Annotated in this window: 14 protein-coding genes and 2 pseudogenes; 1 reads left to right on the top strand and 15 read right to left on the bottom strand. The window is 47.7% G+C overall.

Going from position 1 to position 19,786, the window contains the following annotated elements:
- Nucleotides 1-8 precede the first annotated feature (8 nt).
- The 5 genes from I6E24_RS06785 to I6E24_RS06765 form a co-directional block, all read right to left on the bottom strand.
- Complete coding sequence (locus I6E24_RS06785; protein ID WP_235327297.1) at nucleotides 9-2,318, bottom strand: ABC transporter permease; 2,310 nt, start codon at nucleotides 2,316-2,318, stop codon at nucleotides 9-11.
- Nucleotides 2,319-2,502: 184 nt separating this feature from the next.
- Nucleotides 2,503-4,056, bottom strand: coding sequence for an ATP-binding protein (locus I6E24_RS06780; RefSeq protein ID WP_204402283.1), 1,554 nt, complete (start codon nucleotides 4,054-4,056; stop codon nucleotides 2,503-2,505).
- A 74-nt stretch (nucleotides 4,057-4,130) separates the two neighbouring features.
- The gene (locus I6E24_RS06775) at nucleotides 4,131-6,530 is read right to left on the bottom strand and encodes an FtsX-like permease family protein (protein ID WP_235327295.1); all 2,400 of its coding nucleotides are present in this window, start codon (nucleotides 6,528-6,530) and stop codon (nucleotides 4,131-4,133) included.
- 222 nt (nucleotides 6,531-6,752) lie between these two features.
- Nucleotides 6,753-8,306, bottom strand: coding sequence for an ATP-binding protein (locus I6E24_RS06770; protein WP_235327293.1), 1,554 nt, complete (start codon nucleotides 8,304-8,306; stop codon nucleotides 6,753-6,755).
- 211 nt (nucleotides 8,307-8,517) lie between these two features.
- Nucleotides 8,518-8,742, bottom strand: coding sequence for a hypothetical protein (locus tag I6E24_RS06765; protein ID WP_235327292.1), 225 nt, complete (start codon nucleotides 8,740-8,742; stop codon nucleotides 8,518-8,520).
- A 139-nt stretch (nucleotides 8,743-8,881) separates the two neighbouring features.
- On the opposite strand from I6E24_RS06765, the gene I6E24_RS06760 reads away from it, so the two are divergent.
- Nucleotides 8,882-9,136 (top strand): hypothetical protein, encoded by a 255-nt coding sequence (locus I6E24_RS06760; protein ID WP_235327290.1) that lies wholly within the window; start codon nucleotides 8,882-8,884, stop codon nucleotides 9,134-9,136.
- 63 nt (nucleotides 9,137-9,199) lie between these two features.
- Here the strand turns inward: I6E24_RS06760 and I6E24_RS06755 are convergent.
- The 10 genes and pseudogenes from I6E24_RS06755 to I6E24_RS06715 all read right to left on the bottom strand — a co-directional run.
- A pseudogene (locus tag I6E24_RS06755) lies at nucleotides 9,200-9,496 on the bottom strand (sigma 54-interacting transcriptional regulator); the annotation flags it as partial.
- Nucleotides 9,462-11,663, bottom strand: a complete 2,202-nt coding sequence (locus I6E24_RS17620; protein WP_455577810.1) for an ATP-binding protein — start codon at nucleotides 11,661-11,663, stop codon at nucleotides 9,462-9,464. The pseudogene I6E24_RS06755 and the gene I6E24_RS17620, both read right to left, overlap by 35 nt.
- A 76-nt stretch (nucleotides 11,664-11,739) precedes the next feature.
- Entirely contained in the window at nucleotides 11,740-12,204 is a 465-nt protein-coding gene (locus tag I6E24_RS06745) for an HU family DNA-binding protein (RefSeq protein ID WP_235327288.1), read from the bottom strand.
- A 140-nt stretch (nucleotides 12,205-12,344) separates the two neighbouring features.
- Nucleotides 12,345-13,844 (bottom strand): fimbrillin family protein, encoded by a 1,500-nt coding sequence (locus I6E24_RS06740; RefSeq protein WP_235327311.1) that lies wholly within the window; start codon nucleotides 13,842-13,844, stop codon nucleotides 12,345-12,347.
- A 243-nt stretch (nucleotides 13,845-14,087) separates the two neighbouring features.
- Nucleotides 14,088-14,165 (bottom strand): annotated as a pseudogene (locus I6E24_RS17350) (PAAR domain-containing protein); the annotation flags it as partial.
- Nucleotides 14,166-14,202: 37 nt separating this feature from the next.
- The gene (locus I6E24_RS06735; RefSeq protein WP_235327286.1) at nucleotides 14,203-15,180 is read right to left on the bottom strand and encodes a DUF3089 domain-containing protein; all 978 of its coding nucleotides are present in this window, start codon (nucleotides 15,178-15,180) and stop codon (nucleotides 14,203-14,205) included.
- A gap of 12 nt (nucleotides 15,181-15,192) precedes the next feature.
- On the bottom strand, nucleotides 15,193-16,113 hold the full coding sequence (locus I6E24_RS06730) for a fimbrillin family protein (RefSeq protein WP_235327284.1): 921 nt from the start codon (nucleotides 16,111-16,113) through the stop codon (nucleotides 15,193-15,195).
- 12 nt (nucleotides 16,114-16,125) lie between these two features.
- The gene (locus I6E24_RS06725; protein ID WP_235327282.1) at nucleotides 16,126-17,937 is read right to left on the bottom strand and encodes a fimbrillin family protein; all 1,812 of its coding nucleotides are present in this window, start codon (nucleotides 17,935-17,937) and stop codon (nucleotides 16,126-16,128) included.
- Between the two features lie 27 nt (nucleotides 17,938-17,964).
- The gene (locus I6E24_RS06720; protein WP_235327280.1) at nucleotides 17,965-18,849 is read right to left on the bottom strand and encodes a fimbrillin family protein; all 885 of its coding nucleotides are present in this window, start codon (nucleotides 18,847-18,849) and stop codon (nucleotides 17,965-17,967) included.
- A 32-nt stretch (nucleotides 18,850-18,881) separates the two neighbouring features.
- The gene (locus I6E24_RS06715) at nucleotides 18,882-19,763 is read right to left on the bottom strand and encodes a FimB/Mfa2 family fimbrial subunit (protein ID WP_235327309.1); all 882 of its coding nucleotides are present in this window, start codon (nucleotides 19,761-19,763) and stop codon (nucleotides 18,882-18,884) included.
- Nucleotides 19,764-19,786: the final 23 nt, after the last annotated feature.

Raw genomic sequence — 19,786 nt, 5'->3', positions numbered from 1 at the left:
TAAATTTATTACTCACTCTTGATAACCTCAGCAGGATTTTCATTGGCAGCCTTCCATATACTGTGCCATATACAAATCAATATCAACAGCGATAACAGTAAGAATACAGATATATACAGCGATATTCCAATGGACGTTTGCTCAACATACTGTTCGAGCCACATCTTCATAACCAATGTAACAACAGGAAAAGCTATGATACAAGACAGCAGAAGCTTTGTAAAATAACTTTTTATGAACATCTTCATTATTACCGATACTGTAGCTCCATTAATCTTTCTTATTGCAATCTCTTTCCTGCGTCGTTCACATGACAAAGAAACATGAGAATATACTCCAAATAATGATATAATAATGCATACAGCAGCTACAAACATAAGTAGTTTCATAAGCGAACGCTCGGAAGTGAGGTATTTATCATATACTTCGTCAATGGTAGTGAAACTTGCAAAATCGGAATAATTATTTTCCTTGATATATTTCTCTATTTCCTTACGCAATTCATCTTCATGACTTTCATCAAACCGTAGTACAATATCTTTAGACAACCTGAAACTAGACTTCAAAGTCAGCACAAACGGTTGGACAGGTATTGTGGGCGAAGAGATATGAAAGTCCCTTACTACCCCAACAACCGTGAAATCTCTGAACTTCTTTCCTATCGGGTCATTCCAGCCGAATTTTCTGGCAGCTGTTTCATTGATGATTGCTGACTTCAAGTCACCCTGCTCGGACAAGTGTGAACCTTTTAGCAGTTTCAAGCCATAAAAATCCATGAACTCCTGCCCCTCGTCAATCGTATGCAGGATAATAGATTCCTGTGAGTCAGTTTTTCCATCCCATGAATCGGCTCTCATACTTGCTGTACCACTACGCGGCAATAACGAATACATTTTCTTGACTTCATAAACGTATGGCAAAGTTTTCAGAAAATCGACTGTTTCATCTTTCAGAGGATAGATTCTAAGTGTAGCACGTCCCTCACGTTCAAACCCCACCTCTTCATTTTCTGCCAGATAATGCAATTGCCTGAATATAACAGACAGACCAAACAATATCATTACAGAAATGACAAGCTGAAGTACTATGCTGCTACCCTGAAATGTCATACCTTTTCTTCCGGAAGTCATTCTACGGTTCAACATTCCCGAAAGAGACTTCGATGAATAATATCGGATTATCATCAAAGAAACACATAGTGATGCAACAAGAAGTAAGACAAAATACAGCAATGAAGATAAATAAAATTCATCCTCTACACCCGACAACTCAACAAACTTCCCTTCAAGAATCTCCATCAGAACCATGCCAATTAATCCTGCGGAAAACAGAACAATAAGAAGTTCAGTTGCAAAGAGAGATGTCATTCCCCATATACCGGAGCCACAAGATACTCTGAGAGCAATCTCCCTCTTTCTAATACTGATGCGTGTAACAAGAAGAGAGAAGAAATTTATCAAAGAAATAAGTACTACTGCCACCCCGATTATGGAAAACAGTTTAATATACATCAAAGAGACCCTGTTGTCATCATGAAAAATGGTATAACGGCATGAAGTGAGTTTCTGCAAATTATAACCTTTATAACCAAATCCCCAATTCATCTTTCGGATATCATCAGAATGCAATTTCTTTATTAAATTATCAAGATTCGTTCCCTCTTTCAGACGAACACATACTTTGAAGTTTCCTATACGATAATCATTCCGCAAGCTTTTATTCACTCCGGTTAATATACCATAACCGAAATTTGTATGTTTGCCAAAACCGGAAACTACAGCTGAAATCTTTTTAGTCTCTTTTTGATAAAACAGATACAATTCCTTCCCTATCACATCCGTTGTTCCGAAAATACGCATCGCCGTTTCATCTGTAACAGCAATCTCCGATTCATTGTCAAGGAAACTCAGACTTCCGTCTATCAGCCTGACATCAAACATATTGATGAATGCCGAATCAACAACTATCTCTGGTACTTCGATTTTCTCTTCTGCCGTTTTGCCGATAAAAATAGGACCTTGCATAAAAGAAGATGCCTCTTCTACTTCAGGAAACAGATTTACCATATCCCTTGCCATAGGATACGACACCGAGTATGATAAATTCTTGAAATCTAAAGCAGCCCCCCCTTCCCCATACATAACATACATTCTGTCTGCCCCACGATGAAAACTGTCATAACTCATTTCATACTTTATCCATATCATGGAAAAGGCAAAACACACGAAACCTACAGCGATACCTAATATGCTGATTATATTCTGTACCTTATAACGTATCAGGCTGCGTAAAGCCATCTTTAAATAATGTACTATCATTGAAATTCTAGATTTACATGAAACAGTCGTTTTTATAATTCTTTATAATCAAAAACCGTGCCATACGCATAACACATTGAATATGTGCATCCTACATAAAAACAGGATATACAAAAGCGTGCGTATCCGCACATTATTATTGCGAATTCGCACGCTTCACACAGTAGATATATCGTTTTTCACTTTAATCTGCTACTATCCACTTTTCTATATTTCTTGTTTCCCCACTGAAATTAACCCCTATCTTATAAACCTTACGGCCATCAGACATGAAAGGTAAAGCATAGTTTCGGGATTCTATTTGAGCTATGGCATCCTCGGCACTGCCTTCAAACTTGAATTCCATTACATAGATATACTGTGGAGTTTTCACCACCATGTCTATCCTGCCCTGAGATGTGTGATACTCGGCATGAGTAAAGAAACCCATAAGACGGAATACTATGAAAAGAACATTCTGATAATGAAGTTCAGTGTCGCGGATCAACTCGTATGGAGTATCTGAAAAGAGACTTTGAAGACGCTCCATGAAACTGTCGATCTTTCCTGCTCGGATATCCTTTATAAAGTTCATTATATGAAAACTGGCATTCTTGCCGTTCATATTCATATAGCAAGGCATAAGGAAGTTAAGGAATCCCTGTTCAACCTCCTCATTAGGAAAACCAAGTATATAGTTCTTGAATTCAGGGTCATACTCCTTTATCGTCAGATATCCGCTTTGGAAGAACAAAGGAATAGGATTGGTATTTATTGTCTCAAGCCCGGTAAGCTCATCGGCAGTGGCTTCAGCATTGCCTGTCAGGTCACTCAGAAGGTAATTGTTCTTCTGAAGAAGTTTTACGAGTATGGTCGGGGTACCGGTTGAAAACCAGTAGTTTTCTATTTTCATTGAAGCGAATGTATTCAACACACTGAAGGGATTGTACATTCCTTCGCTATTGCCGGTAAAATGATAACCGTCATATTTTTTCTGAAGAAGACCACACGTTTCTTCGTAACTTAAATTCATATTTACCGACAATTCGCGTATGTCTGATTCAAAATAAGTTATCAATTCTGTTTCGCTGATACCACACAATGATGCAAACTCATTCTCCATCGTTATATCACGGAGATTATTCAAATCACTGAAAATGCTTACCCTGCTGAACCTGGTCACTCCCGTAAGGAGAGCAAAGCGGATATACTTGTCACACGACTTCAGATTACCGTAAAAGGATTTCAGAATACTTCGGTACTCGGACTGAAGTTCCTCATTATCCAATGATTGAATAAGAGGTTTGTCGTACTCGTCAATAAGAATTACTACACCGCGACCGGTCTGCTCCGATGCACGTCTGATAAGTCCGGCAAATCTCAACGAAAGGGATTCCTCCGAAGGTTCACTTCCGTATATCCTTTCCCATCTCACAAGATAATTGTTAAGTACACCTTCAAGCCGTTTGCGGGAATTATACTCCTCATTGTTCAAATCTATATGAAATATGGGATATTCATCCCAGTCCTTTTCAAGGCCCTCTATTGCAAGTCCATGGAATAAATCTTTCCTACCCTCAAAATAAGATTCAAGAGTGGAAATCATCAGACTCTTACCGAAACGGCGCGGACGACCAAAAAAGTAATATCCTCCTGTAGAGACAAGACGATATATAAGCGCAGTCTTGTCGACATAAACAAAACCACCTTTACGAAGTTTCTCGAAGTTCTGGATTCCTATGGGATATAATCTGTTCATATAAAGTCTGTTTTTTTGAATGAGGCATCGCACTTATTTCTACAAAGATAAACTAAAGTGAGAAAATATGCAATCTATTCGCTCTTTATAATCTCAGCAGGATTAATTCGCGCTATATTTTTTATTCGGACATAAACTGTCAGAGTAATGAGCAACACCACAAACAACAATATTCCTCCGTAAAACAATATACCTGTATCTATAAAAGAATAATACATATTGCTGAACATTCGCAACAGGAATTCCACTATAGGGAATGCTATAGCCACAGTAACGATAACCAACACTATATAAAGCCTTGCAAAAATCAATACTATCTGACGAACTCCTGCTCCGTTTATCTTCCTTATAGCCATTTCCTTACGGCGGTATTCGGTGTCGAGAGTTATTGCTGAATAAATCCCAAGCACAGAGATGATAAGTGCTATGATTGACATAAAGAGTACAATACCTCTCAGTTTGAATTCCAGAGCATGTTCCTCATATATATCATCCATCATTGTAGGTATGGAGAGTTCAATACTTTCCGGCAAAGCATCCTTCATTACAGATTTTATTGACGAAACAGCTTCTTCCAAACGATTGGCAGAACATTTAACATAACAATGTCCTATGTAATCCGAAAAATCAGAGGGTACAAACATAAAGCCGTTTAATTCCCTACCAGAATAATTAGACGATACAAAAGGAGCTGATATACCTACAAGTGTATATCCTTTATTATAGTCATACAAAACTTTCCCTAATTGAATATCCTTGCTTATACGTTTGGCAAGTACCTCATCTATTATCATCTCGTCCAATGTTTTCTGCTCATTACCGGATATTATACCTATATTCATAAATCGGAAAAAGCTCGGTGATACACGCATTACATTTGCATCAACATAATTTTCTCTTTTCTCTGTCAGAAAAAGTCCTGTACCTGAAACTCCCTGCAGATAATTGATATCTGAAATAATGATATCTTCCACACCCGGACATCGTTTAAACTTGTCTATTAATGTCTTTTTAGTATTATTATCCATAAAAGAATAATCGAGTGGAACACTAAGGATACGTTCTTTTTCGTTTTTTGACAATGTTCCGAAAACAGAATTGTTTGTATTCACAGATTGCATGTACAATGCCGTTGCAAACGAAATAAATATCAGACTGATAAACAACTGCATTCCCAAAGATAAATTTCTCAACCTGTGCCTGCCATATCTTCCGGTGACCGTGTTAAGTTTCTGAGTGACAAACGACCGTCTCACTTTTACTATTACAAACAACGATATAACCATACACAACACCATGATGCCAATAAGATAAGTAAAAGTCTGCCACATCAGTAAATACGGATCTATGACAATGCTGAAACGTACCAGTGTAAGACTAAGGAACGGAGAAAGCAGCTCTATGATAAGATAAGTAACGAATGCCGACAAAAATATAGAAACACTTATCTGTACGAAAAACATCAGAAACATATCTTTAAATCCTGCACCGTTCACCCTACGGATATTACATTCTTTCACACGTATAAGGAAAGAGCCAATTATGAAATGAAAGAAATTGAGCAAGCCAACCACCAATACCAGTATTCCGGCTATAAGAGTAATATTAGCAAAATATAATGCTACACCTTCACCACTCCAAAAATAAGTTCCGAAAGTACCGCCAGATACTTTCCTTTTCTCATTAAAGATTTCAAAGTCAAGTTTTCTGTCATCTAATTCTTTAATAAAACTTTGTACCGAACCGGCATCTTCCACCAATGCGAATGTACTGGCAGCCATTACCGGCAAATTTCTGTCATTGATTTGCCCTTCTGTATCATTAATAGCCAAAGCATCCGTTTTACATAAAAAGTTCAGACTGTTATTCAATGGCAAATCTTTGGCTACCGCCTGTATCACATAATTTATCCCTCCTTCACGAGGCGTACTGTTTGGCGAAGTATATAAACGTCTGTTTAAAACCATACGTTTACCTATTGATTTTTCGGCTGAACCAAAAATACGTTTAGCTGTACTTTCAAAAAGAATTACCGAATTTGGATTCTGCATTGCTTTTTTCCAACTGCCATGTAATATTTCCGGGGTAAAGACTTCATTAAAACAGGAATCAGTCTCCATAAACATCAGATCATAAGGCAATAGTTTATCTTCAGATACTTCAATGTTATATGAACGTTCATCCGGAAATGCAACCCCACAAAAGGCTTTTGCATTCAAACCTTGACCTCGCAAAAAAGAAGGCAAACTTCCTGAAGTTATACTACTGAAATTATTGTCAGAACGTTCTAAGTATAGTTCAACTATCCTGTCTTTATTCCTGAAACAATCATCAGTACTGAATATATACCTGCTACAATAAAGGCAGACACTAAAGCAAAACAACGACATAGCCAGTCCGAATATGGCTATAATGTTCTGCATCTTGAATTTCATCAGGCTGCGTACGGCTACTTTCAAATAATGTAATATCATATCCAAAGTCATTTAATTTAAATAACACACCAGTATAAAACTGACGTATTCCTAAAATTCATAATATGTTCTCATAGTAAATATAATCAAAAATCATGCCAAACGCATAATCACCTATTAATCAAGATAATACATTCAAATATCAATATAAAACAACGTGCGTATCCGCACATTCATGTTGCAAATACGCACGTTTGATACTAAGTGTATTCATTATATCGCTTAATCGGATACTATCCACTTCTCTATATTTCTTGTTTCCCCACTGAAATTAACCCCTATCTTATAAACCTTACGGCCATCAGACATGAAAGGAAGGGCATAGTTTCGGGAGTCTATTTGAGCTATGGCATCCTCGGCACTGCCCTCAAACTTGAATTCCATTACATAGATATACTGTGGAGTTTTAACTACCATATCTATCCTGCCCTGCGATGTATGATACTCGGCATGAGTAAAGAAACCCATAAGACGGAATACTATGAAAAGAACATTCTGATAATGAAGTTCAGTGTCGCGGATCAACTCGTATGGAGTATCTGAAAAGAGACTTTGAAGACGCTCCATGAAACTGTCAATCTTTCCTTTTTCCAGTTCCTTGATGAAATTCATTATATGGAAGCTGGTATTCCTGCCATGCATATTCATATAGCTAGGCATAAGGAAGTTAAGGAATCCCTGTTCAACCTCCTCATTAGGAAAACCAAGTATATAATTCTTAAAACGTTCATCATACTCCTTTATCGTAAGATATCCGCTCTGGAAGAACAAAGGAATAGGATTGGTGTTTATTGTCTCAAGCCCGGTAAGCTCATCGGCTGTTGCTTCTGCATTATCTGTTAAATCACTCAGAAGGTAATTGTTCTTCTGAAGGAGTTTTACGAGTATGGTCGGCGTACCGGTGGAGAACCAATAATTTTCAGGCATCATTCTGAAAAAAGTATTCAGGACACTGAACGGATTATACATTCCCTCTGTATTCTGGACGAAATGATAACCGTCGTATTTCCTCTTTAACATCGCGTATGTATCAGAACAACTCATGTTCTGCTTTTCTGCAAGAACTCTGACGTCTTCATCAAAGAATTCTACAAGTTCTTTTTCGCTTATACCGCACAAAGACGCAAAGTCAGGATCCATAGTGATGTCATTCAGATTATTCAAATCACTGAAAATGCTAACCCTGCTGAATCTGGTCACTCCCGTAAGGAGAGCAAAGCGGATATACTTATCGCATGATTTCAAGTTACCGTAAAAGGATTTCAGGATACTCCGGTACTCGGACTGAAGTTCCTCATCATCCAATGATTGGATTAAAGGTTTGTCGTACTCGTCAATCAGGATTACTACACCGCGACCAGTCTGTTTTGCAGCCTTTTCTATCAAATATGCAAAACGCTCTTCAGGAGCACGGTCCTTCTTCTCATCGCCATAAACTTCTTCCCATTTTTCAAGATGCTGATTGAATATGCCATAAAGCGCATCAACATCCTTATAATTGCGGCTGTTCAAATCCATGTGAAACACCGGATGAACATTCCACTCTTTCTCCAATCCTTCTATGGCAAGACCTTCAAACAAATCTTTCCTACCCTCAAAATAAGATTCAAGAGTGGAAATCATCAGACTCTTACCGAAACGACGCGGACGACCGAAAAAGTAATATCCGCCTGTAGAGACAAGATGATGTATAAGCGCAGTCTTGTCGACATAAACAAAACCACCCTTACGAAGTTTCTCGAAGTTCTGGATTCCTATGGGATATAATCTGTTCATATAAAGTCTGTTTTTTGTATAAAGCACTTAGTTTTACAAAGATACACAATGGAATGTGGAGCGACAAATGAATATAAGATAAATTAAAGCAAAAGAAGCGTTAGAAACTGTTAAAAAAAACGTGGGCAAATTTTAATCAAAACGTGGGCAAATTTAAGGTAAAACTTGCCCACGTTTTTTCAAGACTTGAGTAAGGTATTATTTTTTTCCTCTACTCACTTTTCATCACATCACTTGGATTGATGCGTACTGCCTTATTAAGCTGGAACACAATCGTAGCTAACGATACGAAAGCCACCAGGAGGAATGAGAATAAGAAGACTGAAATACCAACCGGTGCTTTCACCACAAAATTAGCCGAGTACACGCTTATGATATACCACGAAACCGGTGTAGCAATTATATTTGGAAACCAGCGGGCTTCTCTATTCTGCAATGTTCTGCATCAATCAAAAGAACGCTTTTCTCATTTACAAAAATAATGTTTTTCTTCCTTATAACCAAAGCTATTCCTCTGAAAAATAGAGTAAATCAAACATCTTATCATTATTGTACATTTGTTGCACATCTTGCTGATGAAAATCGGTAGTACTGTCTTGCTTTTAATTCCATACCGTTTCCACATCATATTTGAGCCTGCCCATTTGCGAATAGCCTGTCGGCAGGTTCGCCTGTCTGTGTGCCGGCAGGCAGGCACGCCGGCAGACCGGTCGGCAGGCAAGCTGGACGGCAGGCCGGTTGGAGCGCGGGCAGGCTTGCAGGCCAGCGTGCGTATGCCTATATGCTTTTATTTATTGCACCATTCTTTTGTTGCTTCATTACTACGTTGATAGACGGATGTATTGTACCACCGATTTATATCATCCAAACTCCACCTCTCTAAAGCCACAATCCATTGCTAAATGCACGACCCGTTTCAGCTCTCTCACGTTGCCGCCCCATGTATAGGCAAGCAGCCGTTTTCTTGCCTCCGCGTCAAAGCCTTTTATCTGCTTTTCAAATTCCTCGTTGGCAAGTTGCCGGAAGAAGTCAGCCAATGGCATAATGTCCTCCTTGCACTCGCGCAACGGCGGTATATGCAGGGTGTATTCCTTCAACCGTTGATAGAGGTCAGCCCGGAAACGCTTTTCGGCAATGGCGGTCGGCAAGTCCTCGTTAGTGGCAGCGATGATGCGCACATCGGCTTTCTTTTATCAGCATCCACGAGCTTCTCAGGTGATGCACCCAGCCGTCCAACGCTTCCATATCCTTGCCTTCCATTGCCTTGCGTACTTCGTCCATGTCGGATTGTGTCGTGGTTGCCAGTTTTTCCAACGTGCGCCGCTTCTCACCGAAAGCGAGCAGGGGCGAAAGGTCTATGCGGCTTGTCTTATTCCGCTTGATGCACCTCTCTGTAACGACCAGCAGTTCGTTTATGGAATAAGGTTTGTATAGCACGGCGGCAAAGCCTTTCCCTTTCAGTTCTTCTTCCTCCACATACCCTGCGGCGGTGGCTGCCACTACGGGGATGGTCTGTGAATTGCCGATTTCCGATGCGCGTAATAATTCCAACACCTCGTAGCCGTTCACCTCCGGCATTTTCAGGTCGGTTATCAGCAAGTCGTAGTCCTTCGTGCGCATCAGGTCTGTCAATTCGTCCACGCTCTGGCAGGTGTCGCACTTTACGCCGCTTTGCCTGTACATTTCCTTCATCATGTCCAGCAGCATCCCGTTGTTATCTATCGCCAGCACGGAGCAGCCGGAAAGCGTGGAATGCTTAACAGTTGTCTTTTCGGTGACCATTGTTTCCTCCGCCTTGGGCAAGGGCAGGCTCACGGTGAAGCGGCTTCCTATGCCCGGTTCGCTTTTCAGTGTGATGCTTCCATTCAGCAGTTTCACCGTGTCGCTGACGATGGCAAGCCCAAGCCCGAAACCGTCTTCCGTCACGGCGTTGCCCAGCCGCTCAAACGGGATGAATATCCGCTGTTGCTGTTCCTTTGTCATCCCCGTTCCCGTGTCCGACACCGATAACGTGAATGTGCCGTCCTTATAATCGGTGCTTAATGTGATTGTACCATTCTTGGTAAACTTGATGGCGTTGGATAACAGGTTGCCGCCGATGCTCAGGATGCGGTTCTTGTCGCCGCTTGTTATTTCGTCCACATGATTTTCCACCGTGAAGGCAAGATGTTTGTTTGCCGCCAATGGACCGAACTCCGTTTTCAATGTATCGGCGATAGAGTATAGCTTGAACGGTTTGACGACGGGCGTTTCCTTTCCGCTGTCCAGACGGAAATACACCAGCAGGTTGTTTATCATTCCAGCCATGCGTCCGGCGGCATCGTGGATGGTCTGTGCGTGGCGCGTCCGGCTGTCCGCCTCCATGTCGTTCAGCAGCAGTTCGGCGTTACCGCTGATGGCGGTTAACGGGGTGCGCAGTTCGTGGGTGACGTTTTGGATGAGGTTGCGCCGCAACTTGATTAGCTTTTCATTTGCCTCGTTGCTCTCCTGTAACTCGTCGATGAGTTTCTCACGCCGCTTCCTCTCATGGTCTTTGTGCTTCATTTCCCTGTGGATGGCGAGGTACGACAGGAACAGCAGGACGATGGCGGCGGATATGGTGATGGTGAACAGCCGCACGGACAATGCCTGCGCTTCGGCTATCTTCCGTTCCCGATGTCCGAAGGCGGTCTGTGCCTGCGTGTCAAGGTCGCTGACGAGACGGTTCAGTTCCCGGTTCAATGTCCTGTTGCGGTTGCGCAGGCTGTCGGCGTAGGCATCCATTTCCGCCGTCTGCCGCTGTTGCAGGGCTATCAGGCTGTCGCTGAACTGGTACAGTTCCTTGGCTGACGGAAGTAGCTGTATGGTTTTCTTGCCACCGAGCAACCCTGCCAATCCGCTTTTCTTCTGCTTCACGGTGCGGATGCGTGTCGCCCTACGCGCCACTTCGGGCAGATGGTTCACCAAGAGGCTGTCCGCCTCGTCCTGACGGGCAAGGATTTCCGTCAGGTGCAGCAGATGGGCTTCCTTTTCCGCCAAGAGGGTGCGCAGGGTGTCTATCTGTGCCGGGCGAACATAGTCCCGGCAATGGGGCTTCAAGGCTTGCAGCAGGCTGTCGGTGCGTAGGCGGAGGGCGCAGTAACGGGTGCTGTCGGCTTCTTTCCACCCGATGACGCTCTCGCCGAGGGTGGCAAGCCGGGTGATGTGGCGGTGGGCGGTGTTGATGTCGCGGCGCACTTGTCGTATCTCGGCGGACTCGACTTCTATCTCCCTTATCCGCTGGCGTTCATGCACCAAAATGGCGGCCATGCTTGCGATGACCGCCACCATAGTGAACACCAATGCGGATATTTTCAGATGCAATTTCTTGTGCTCCAATGCGCTTGTCTTTAATTTATTCCTTTTGATTGAATGGGCTGCACTACCCACGTGGGGCGACTGCTTTGTTCTCACTTTACCCCAACGGATTCTCCGTTACATCCTCGTCATCCTCATCCTGCGCCGGGTCGCTGTCCTGCGTGTCGGGCGAAAGCTCGATCCATTCCAGTTGGTCGCTGTCCACGAGGGCACGGGTGTAGGTGCCGTTGGCAAGGCGGGTGCGTTCGGGGATGAATTCCACGCGGACGGCTTTCACCTGCTTTTCGAAGTCGAAATCTTCCAAATCTTCTACGCCAACGGTGTCGAGCGTATAGCGGAAGTAGCCCAATCCCTTGATGTGGACGCTCTTGCCTTGTGCCATGCGGGTGTGCATCACACCCGCAATGTCGCCCAAGACGGCCTGGACATCGGAGTTGCTCACTGTGGAAATCTTCGACAAATCCTTGGCGATGGTTTCCGTTTCTACAGGTTTGCCCTGCACGATGGCTTGGGGATAATAGACCCCTTGCTTTTTCTGATACGCTTTCTTCCAGAATGGCATAGTCGTAAAATTTAGAATGTCGTTAATAATTATGTTAGCTTTCTCTGCTTCACCTTGTGTTTCCTAAAGTGCCACTTCGATTCGGTCAAAGTTCCACCTTGTGATGATCGAAGTGACACTTCGGGAAAACTGGAGTAGCCTTATTCATATCCGTCCGCATAGACAGTTCCGTTGATTACCACGCCTTCCCACGGGCCTGAGCCATCTTGGTTAAGCAAGGACGGAGGATACGGTATTGCATGTGACCCTACGCCTATCCGTTGCGCATACGCGGCAAACTCCGCATGCGCTGTACCACCGGCTGTCAGCTTGGACAAGAACGTCTCAAGATTATCCGTGGTAATGATTATCTGTCCTGCCCTGTAATCAGGCGTAGGATTGACCACACTTTCTGTATAAGAAAAACCGATGGCAGATGCATAACGCCCTGCTTTAGCCGTCACATCGGAGTTGGTGATGGTAATCTTGCCGATGGATGGCTGGGAAGTATTTCCATATCCCATGCCGATGCCCGACGAATAATCTCCGCCATTGGCCATTATCACAGCGTCCGTGATTGTGACATCTCCGCAATTTCCGCTGCCGGACGAGCCTATACCTGCGCCTCCAAAAGCGGAATTTCCACTACCTCCGGTGGCATGAATCGTAACATTGCCGATAGTGATATTGCCGCCGACTGTACCGCCAAGGGGAGAACCAATGCCTGCGCCCCCGTTGCCTGCCGTAGCCGTCAGCATGTCCGCCGTGCTGCGTCCCTCAATGGTGAGAGTTGCTCCGCCGGAGACGGCGATGCCCGTGTTGTCGGTGGAGGCTACGGTGTTGCCCTCGCCCCTTACATGGATAGTGGGGCTACCATCCTGTATATCAATGGCATTGCCACTCGCCACACTTATCTGCGCATCTTCCAGGTAGATTTCCGGATTGCCGCCCGTCACCCGTATGGCATGGCTGGCCGTGCCGCTGAAGTAGTAGATGCCGTCGCCGGTGATTTCATAGTCTTCATTGGCGAGGTTGATGGTCTGCGTGCCCTCCCTGTTTGCCGTAATCGTGACGGTGTGGACCTTGCCGGCCTCCAAGGTTACGGGAGAAGTAAGTGGGACACTCCTCATTATAGCTGAATTTTCTATAGGAGTGACTCTGCAAAACGCTATATCATTACCAGCCGGAAGATTGATTTCCCAGAAGGTGCCTATGCCTTCATAATAGGTTTTATATGAATCAAGAAAATCCCAAGGTCCGCCAGATGTTACTATTCCTTCATTAACGGAACAATCAGGTGGATACTGAATGGCAATACTTCCCACATTGACCGTACCTTTGGTGACAACACGCACCTTGGCCAGTTGGTGCTTGAATTGTAAGGACACCGGGGTGTCGTAGCTTGCATTGTTTGCCGTGGCCCGCAGCACGTAGGCAAGGCCGTTCCTGTCTTGGTCTCTGAGGGTCATCCCGTTGTATGCATTGGGCTGTGGCTTGGCATACCAAGCAATGATATTGGCAGGCTGCGTGCTCTTCCAATAGATAGACTTGACAGGTTCCACCGCACCCGTTGCGGCATCGGATATCTTGTATATGCCCACCTCGTCGCTGCCCTCGAACTTCACATAGAACTCTTCATCACCCGTCCAGTGGCTGCCCATGCCGTCCGTTTCGTTTTCTGCCACGCGCGTCCATGGTTCTTCGTTACTTTCTGCGGTGATGCTTACGCGACCTATCTGCAAGGGGTATTGGCCGTCGGGCAGAGTGTTGCCCTGCTCGCCCAGTTCGTCCTGCGTGCAGGCGGTGAACAGTAGAAGTACTGCACCGAAAATCATCTTTGATACTGTCGTCTTGTCCATATCATCGTTCTTTATTATTATCGTTTATATTCCGTTTTCTTGTATTCATCCTCCAATCATCACCGTAGGGCAGCCGAGTACTATCGAGCCGCCGTGTGCGGTGGTGTCGCCCATGCGGGCGGCGTAATATGTCAGTATCTTGCGTATCATTCAAATCCGTTTAACTCTGTTCCTTATAATAAGCCTCCACCCGTGCCCGGATGTTCTCGCGCAGGCATTCCTCGTAGAGCCACGGCTCGGCGCTGTGGAAGTCGCCCACATTGAGGAAGCCCAGGATGGGCTGGTATTCCGAGCCGCTGTAACCTTTCACGACCAGTACGTGGTGCTCGGGCGAGACGCTGACGGTGATGGTGTCGTGCAGCGTGGCGGACGTGGCATCGGTGCGCCAGTTCACGGGGTTGATGCACATCGCGCAGGGGGCTGCCACCACGGGCTGGATGTAGCGCACGTCGGACACGGAGTTGTAGCAGATGGTCACGCCCGTGTCCGTGGCTCCCCGCGCCGGACGGATGTTCTCCGTGGCGAGCGTGTCGGCGGGTGTCACCTTATAGCCCAGCACATAGGCCGCCACCAGACGGCGCATCACATCGGCGGGCATCGTCTTCAGCAGCTCCACCACCGCCTTGCCGCCCTGACTGAAGCCCGCCAGCACAAAGGGACGGTCGGGGTCGGGGCGCCCGCGGAGGAAGGTGTCGAAGGCTGCCTGCACGTCGCTGAAGGCGGTGCGGAAGCGGTTGTTGATGGTATCTTCGTTCAGCGTCGCCCATCCCTCGATGGTGATGTGGCGGTAGTAGGGCGAATAGAAGTCGCCTGCCTCACCCATATAACCGGCGATGCGGGAAATCTCCTTGTCCATGTTGGCACGGTGCGTGGCGTTATGCACGTCGGCATAGTGGCAGACGCGCCCGTCCTCCGTAGTCCAGTCGGTCTCCCAGGTGGAGACGAGGTAGAACACATCCGCGCCCTTGTCCGCCGTGCTGTTCGTGCGGGTGTACCACATCGTGGCGTCGGCATAGTCGGGCGCATCGGGAATGTAGGTGGCGGCATCCGTGCCGGCACCCCTGTCATTGCTGCTGCACGAGGCGAGCAGGAGGAAGAGGAATACTCCGATGCAATATGTCAGTCTTTTACATATCATTTTTTTCCTTCATTAAATGGGCAGATCTACCGAGCCTTCGCCACCTGTGCCCTCTTCCCATGTCATGCTACCGGTATCGACCGATACCTGAAGGCCATAGAGGGTGATGGTAACATTGTAGGTGTACTTATAGCCGGCTTTCCATTCGGTGTCATTTTGTAGCATGTAGTAGAACGGGCCGTAGCTGGCTTCGTCCTTCGTGGCGTTGAAAGTCAGCAGCCAAGCTCCGCTCCTGATGGTTTGCGGGATGACAAGGGCTTCGTAGGTAGCGACGCAGTCGCTTGCCGTAGTCCCGGACAGGTGGGGCGTGATGCTGCCTTCCGTGGTGCCGGGTGTCCATGTGCCGTATCCGCTACCGACCGTCGGGAGTGTGAAGGTGCCGTCCATCAAGATGTTTTCATCCTTACCGATGCCCAGGCCGATGTCACTCGCCGTGGCACCGATAGCGTCGGGCAGACCTTCCCAGCTGACGTTCACCACCACTTTGGCAGTCTGGTGGCGGAAGGTAAGGTGGGCGGTACTGACATAATTTACGTTCGTCAGTTCGCTTGCCAGCAGGTCGCCCGACTGATAGTCCGCATCGCTGCTTTGGTCGTTCTTCACGCTCCATGTCGTGCTTTCCACGGCTGTGGCGGGGCAGATGCCCTGCACGGTGATGGGGTCTTTGCTCTGCCAATAGTAGTTGCCGGTAAAATAGCCGGAGGCGCCTGCCGTGTAATTGTACCAGTCCCCACCGTTCACTTGCAGAGCCATGGTCTCGTCGTCGCTCCATGTGTTATCCACCGTGGCGCGAGTGTCGGCGCCGCCCTCTATGGAGGCGGTCAGTGCCAGCGGTTGCGTGCCGTCGGGCAGCATTCCGGATTCATCCTGCGTGCAGGCTGCAAGGCCGAGCACAGAGGCAAGCGTAGTGTATACTAAAAAATGTCGTTTCATCTTAAATAGGTTTTATCTGTTCTTTACAAGGGTCGGCGGCGTGTCCGCGTCGGTGGTTTCCCATATATATTCGCTGTCCGCGCCGAGGGCGGTGTTCATCGCTTCGGTGGCGGTCTGCCAGGTGTGGGTGGTGCCGTCTATTTGGTAAGCACCAGTGCCTTCACCTGAATTACAATAGCCGACACCCTCGCCATCGAAACCGTCCCAATAGCAAGCTGTTGCTTCACTACCCCATTGCAGAAAGCCGACAACTCCTCCTGTTCTATATGCAGTTGTTGATAGATTAGATAATTTTCCTACGGAATAGCATCCAGTCATGTAATTGAAGTACAGACAATGTCCTGCAATGCCACCAACCGCATTATCACTGGTAATTGAACCCGAAAACGAGCAACCTTTGATAACTGTTGCTGTGGCATATTCGCCTCCCAATACTCCGCCTACATAATCTGAGTTTCCACCTTGAATGGAAGCCGAGGAATGGCAATATTGTATAACTCCGGAATGCATACACCCGACGATGCCTCCGACATACCCTGCGCGATTGTTTGTAACGAAGATATTCCCGGAAACCTTACAGTTCGAGATGGTTCCTTGATTAGATCCGGCCAAAGCTCCTATAGGAATGCCATCAGCACCAACATTCAGGCGCACACTCTCAAGGGTCAGATCCTTTATGGTTGCATTTGTACCCACACGGCCAAACATTCCACAATCATCACCGAAAGACAGATTCTCCTTTGTAATTGTCAGATTGCTAATCGTATGCCCATTACCATCGAAAGTGCCTGTGTAAACATTGTTTCTGTCGCCTACCGGTTCCCATTCCGTACCCGAAAGATCTATGTCATGGGTCAAGGTACAATTCAACGACGGGTTACCCTGCGCCGCTTCCGCCCATGCCATCAGGCCGTCGTCGGTATAGACGGTATAGGTGTTACCATCTTCGGAAACCGTGTATCCGTCACCCAGGTCTGTCGCATTACCGCTCTCGCTGCCACCGTCGGTCCAGCCGCCGATGGTGCAGCCTGCCAGTTCCAGCCCCTTGGCGGTGACACTGACGGTGTAGGTATAGCGGCAGCCAGCCTCTAATACCACATCGTTCTGCGGACGGAAATAGTAAGCACCTCCACCTAAATCTACCTGTATGAACGGGGTATTCACCTTCACGGTCTGCGGTGCGGTGAGGGCTTCGTAGGTGTCGCTGCCCGCCGCGTAGGTGCGGATAGTGGCGGGATTGCCGTTATCCGTGCCCAGGCCGGTCACGGAAACATTGGCTCCCGTCACGCTCGGGATGCCGTCTCCCGGCTTTAGAAGAACCGTTATACGCGCCGTGCGGTGGCTGAACTCAAGCATCGGGTGGTCGAACTGCACTGCCTGGGCTTCGGCGGAGATGAAGTCGCTGCCCTCGAAGCCTTCCTTCGTGCTTTGGTCTTCCTTTACTACCACATCGGGCATCGTGGTGCCGTATGGCCACCATGCCGAAACGGTGATGTCCTCACGGCTTGTCCACCAGAAGGGGTCGGTGTCGCTGCTCAGGATGGCTGTCTTGTAGCCGTCGGCATCAGATGCCGTCACATCGTATTCCTTCACCGTGCCGCCCACGCTGAGGGCTACGGTCTGTACGCCCTGCCAGTCGCCGTCCACGGTGGCGCGGGTGGAGGCAGGGGTTGCCACGGCTTGCAGGCCGGTGGCGCGGATTACCAATGGATACTTGCCTTCGGGCAACGTGCCGCCGCCGAGGTCGTCCCGCGTGCAGGCAGTCGCCGCAAAAAGCAGGACGGTTGCCGCGGACAGTATATGCAATGGAAGTCTATTGCCCATATTCTTAGTCTTTTAGGAATGATATACTTAAAGGTCTGCGTTCACGTTGCCGCCATTCACCGGGTTCCAGTCGCTGATAGTGGCAGAGCTGATGCTCAGGTCCTTGTTGCGGACGGTGACGGTGTAGGTGTAGTTGTTGCCTGCCTTCAGTGCGCCGTCGGGAACGGTGAGCGTGGCGGTGTAGGGCTGGCTGTTGTAGTTCACGCTCAGTTCGATACTTGTCGTTGACTGCGGGAAGAGGATGACCGACGAGGTGAGTGCGCCGTCCAGTTCCATTGTAAGGTCGGCTGTCTGTGCGTTCTCATCTGTTTTTGCCGTGCCGGTAGTAGTTTCGAAGCTGCCCGCCAACACCAGTCCGGAGAGTGTGTAGCTGGTGGGTTTGATGGTATTGAAGTCCACGCCGCTTCCTGCCTTGAAGGTGAGCGTAATCTGACTCATGCAGTGGTGGAAGGAGCAGTCCGTGCCTCCCGCAGCCGTGTCGTCGGTAAAGTTCACTTCAGGATTGTGCGTACTGGCAGTGGCACCGGTGGCATAGAGGAAGTCGATGGCGGGCTGGTTCTGCTGCGCCGTGGCATCAGTGGTGGCGGTCAGCGTTCCGCCGTCCGCATCGTAGGGATAGTAGGCGGAGAAGGTGGTCGGGTCGTCATCTTGGAAGAAGATAATGGTTCCTGCCGGTGTGAACTTCCCGTTTTCCCACCGGTAGAGCACGTTGGCGTAGCCGAAGCGGCTTTCGGAGATGCCTATCTCGTCACGTTCCGCCCAGGCGGTACCGCTGGCGCGGGTGGCTACGGCGTCGGAAATTTCGGCGTTAATCACTGCGGCCACGGGGCCGTCGTTCAGGTTCTCGTTGTCGTTGGTGCAGGCAGCAAGCGCTAGTGCCAGTGCCGCAAAGGTGAATAATCTTGTCTTCATCGTTTCTGTATTTCTAATGATTCTTTTTACTTTTACATTTCGGCATCCACTCCGCCGCCGTCCACTGTTTCCCAGTCTGTGATTTCACCGGTGAAGCCCGCCTCGCCTGGGGTCTCGGCTATTGTGCCGCCGAGGGTCAAAGGCGCGGTCTTGCCGTCGTTGAAGCCGTCAAGGGCTGTCGTGAGGTCGCTCTCAAGGGCGGTAGGCTGTGGGTTGCCGTCCGTGTAGGTCAACGTGGCGGTGAGCCTTTGGAGGTTGCCCGCGATGCCGAGCAGCCGCACGGTGGCCGTCCACTTGCCCGCATCGTCACCATCCGTTATCTTCGTGAAGTGCAGCTCCACCTCCGAAGGCGTGCCGTAGGTACCCGTGGCGAAGTCAAGTGTCCCTGCCGCTCCGCTCAGCGTGCCCACGATGCTCTCGATACGCTCTGCCGCGTCGCCCGTCGGCTCGATCATGAGGGTCAGCTGCCGCACCTGCTGCCGCATGACGGCGGTCAGCGAGTAGTCGGTGTCGGCTTCTATCGCCACCTCCTGCACGGAGGTGAACAGCCAGCCGGGAGTGTTGCTGATGTATGCCCCGTTGCCTGCTTCTTGAACTACTGCGGCGGTGGTGCCGCTTACCATAATGTCGTCGGCAGGGTTATACACCGCAAGGGTATAACTGCCCGGATTGAAAAGATAGTCCGGCGAGTGGGTCGCACCGGTCTCCGTGCCGGTATAGCCGCCCATCGTCACTGTCCACTCCGCAGGGATGTCCACGCCCTCGCCGCGGTCGCTCCAGTCGACGGTGACGGTGACCTTCCCTGTGTCGGGATGCGGCGTGTCGTGCAGCTCGTCCTTCACGCATCCGCCCAGAGAGAACAGCAGGGCCGTCGCCAGAATCGTTGTCGTATATTTCCTTTTTCTTGTTTTCATATCCGCAGGATGTTTTTCAGTTT

Source organism: Bacteroides caecigallinarum (assembly GCF_021530995.1).
GTDB lineage: Bacteria > Bacteroidota > Bacteroidia > Bacteroidales > Bacteroidaceae > Phocaeicola > Phocaeicola faecigallinarum.
This window is presented reverse-complemented; position numbering and strand designations above follow the sequence as displayed.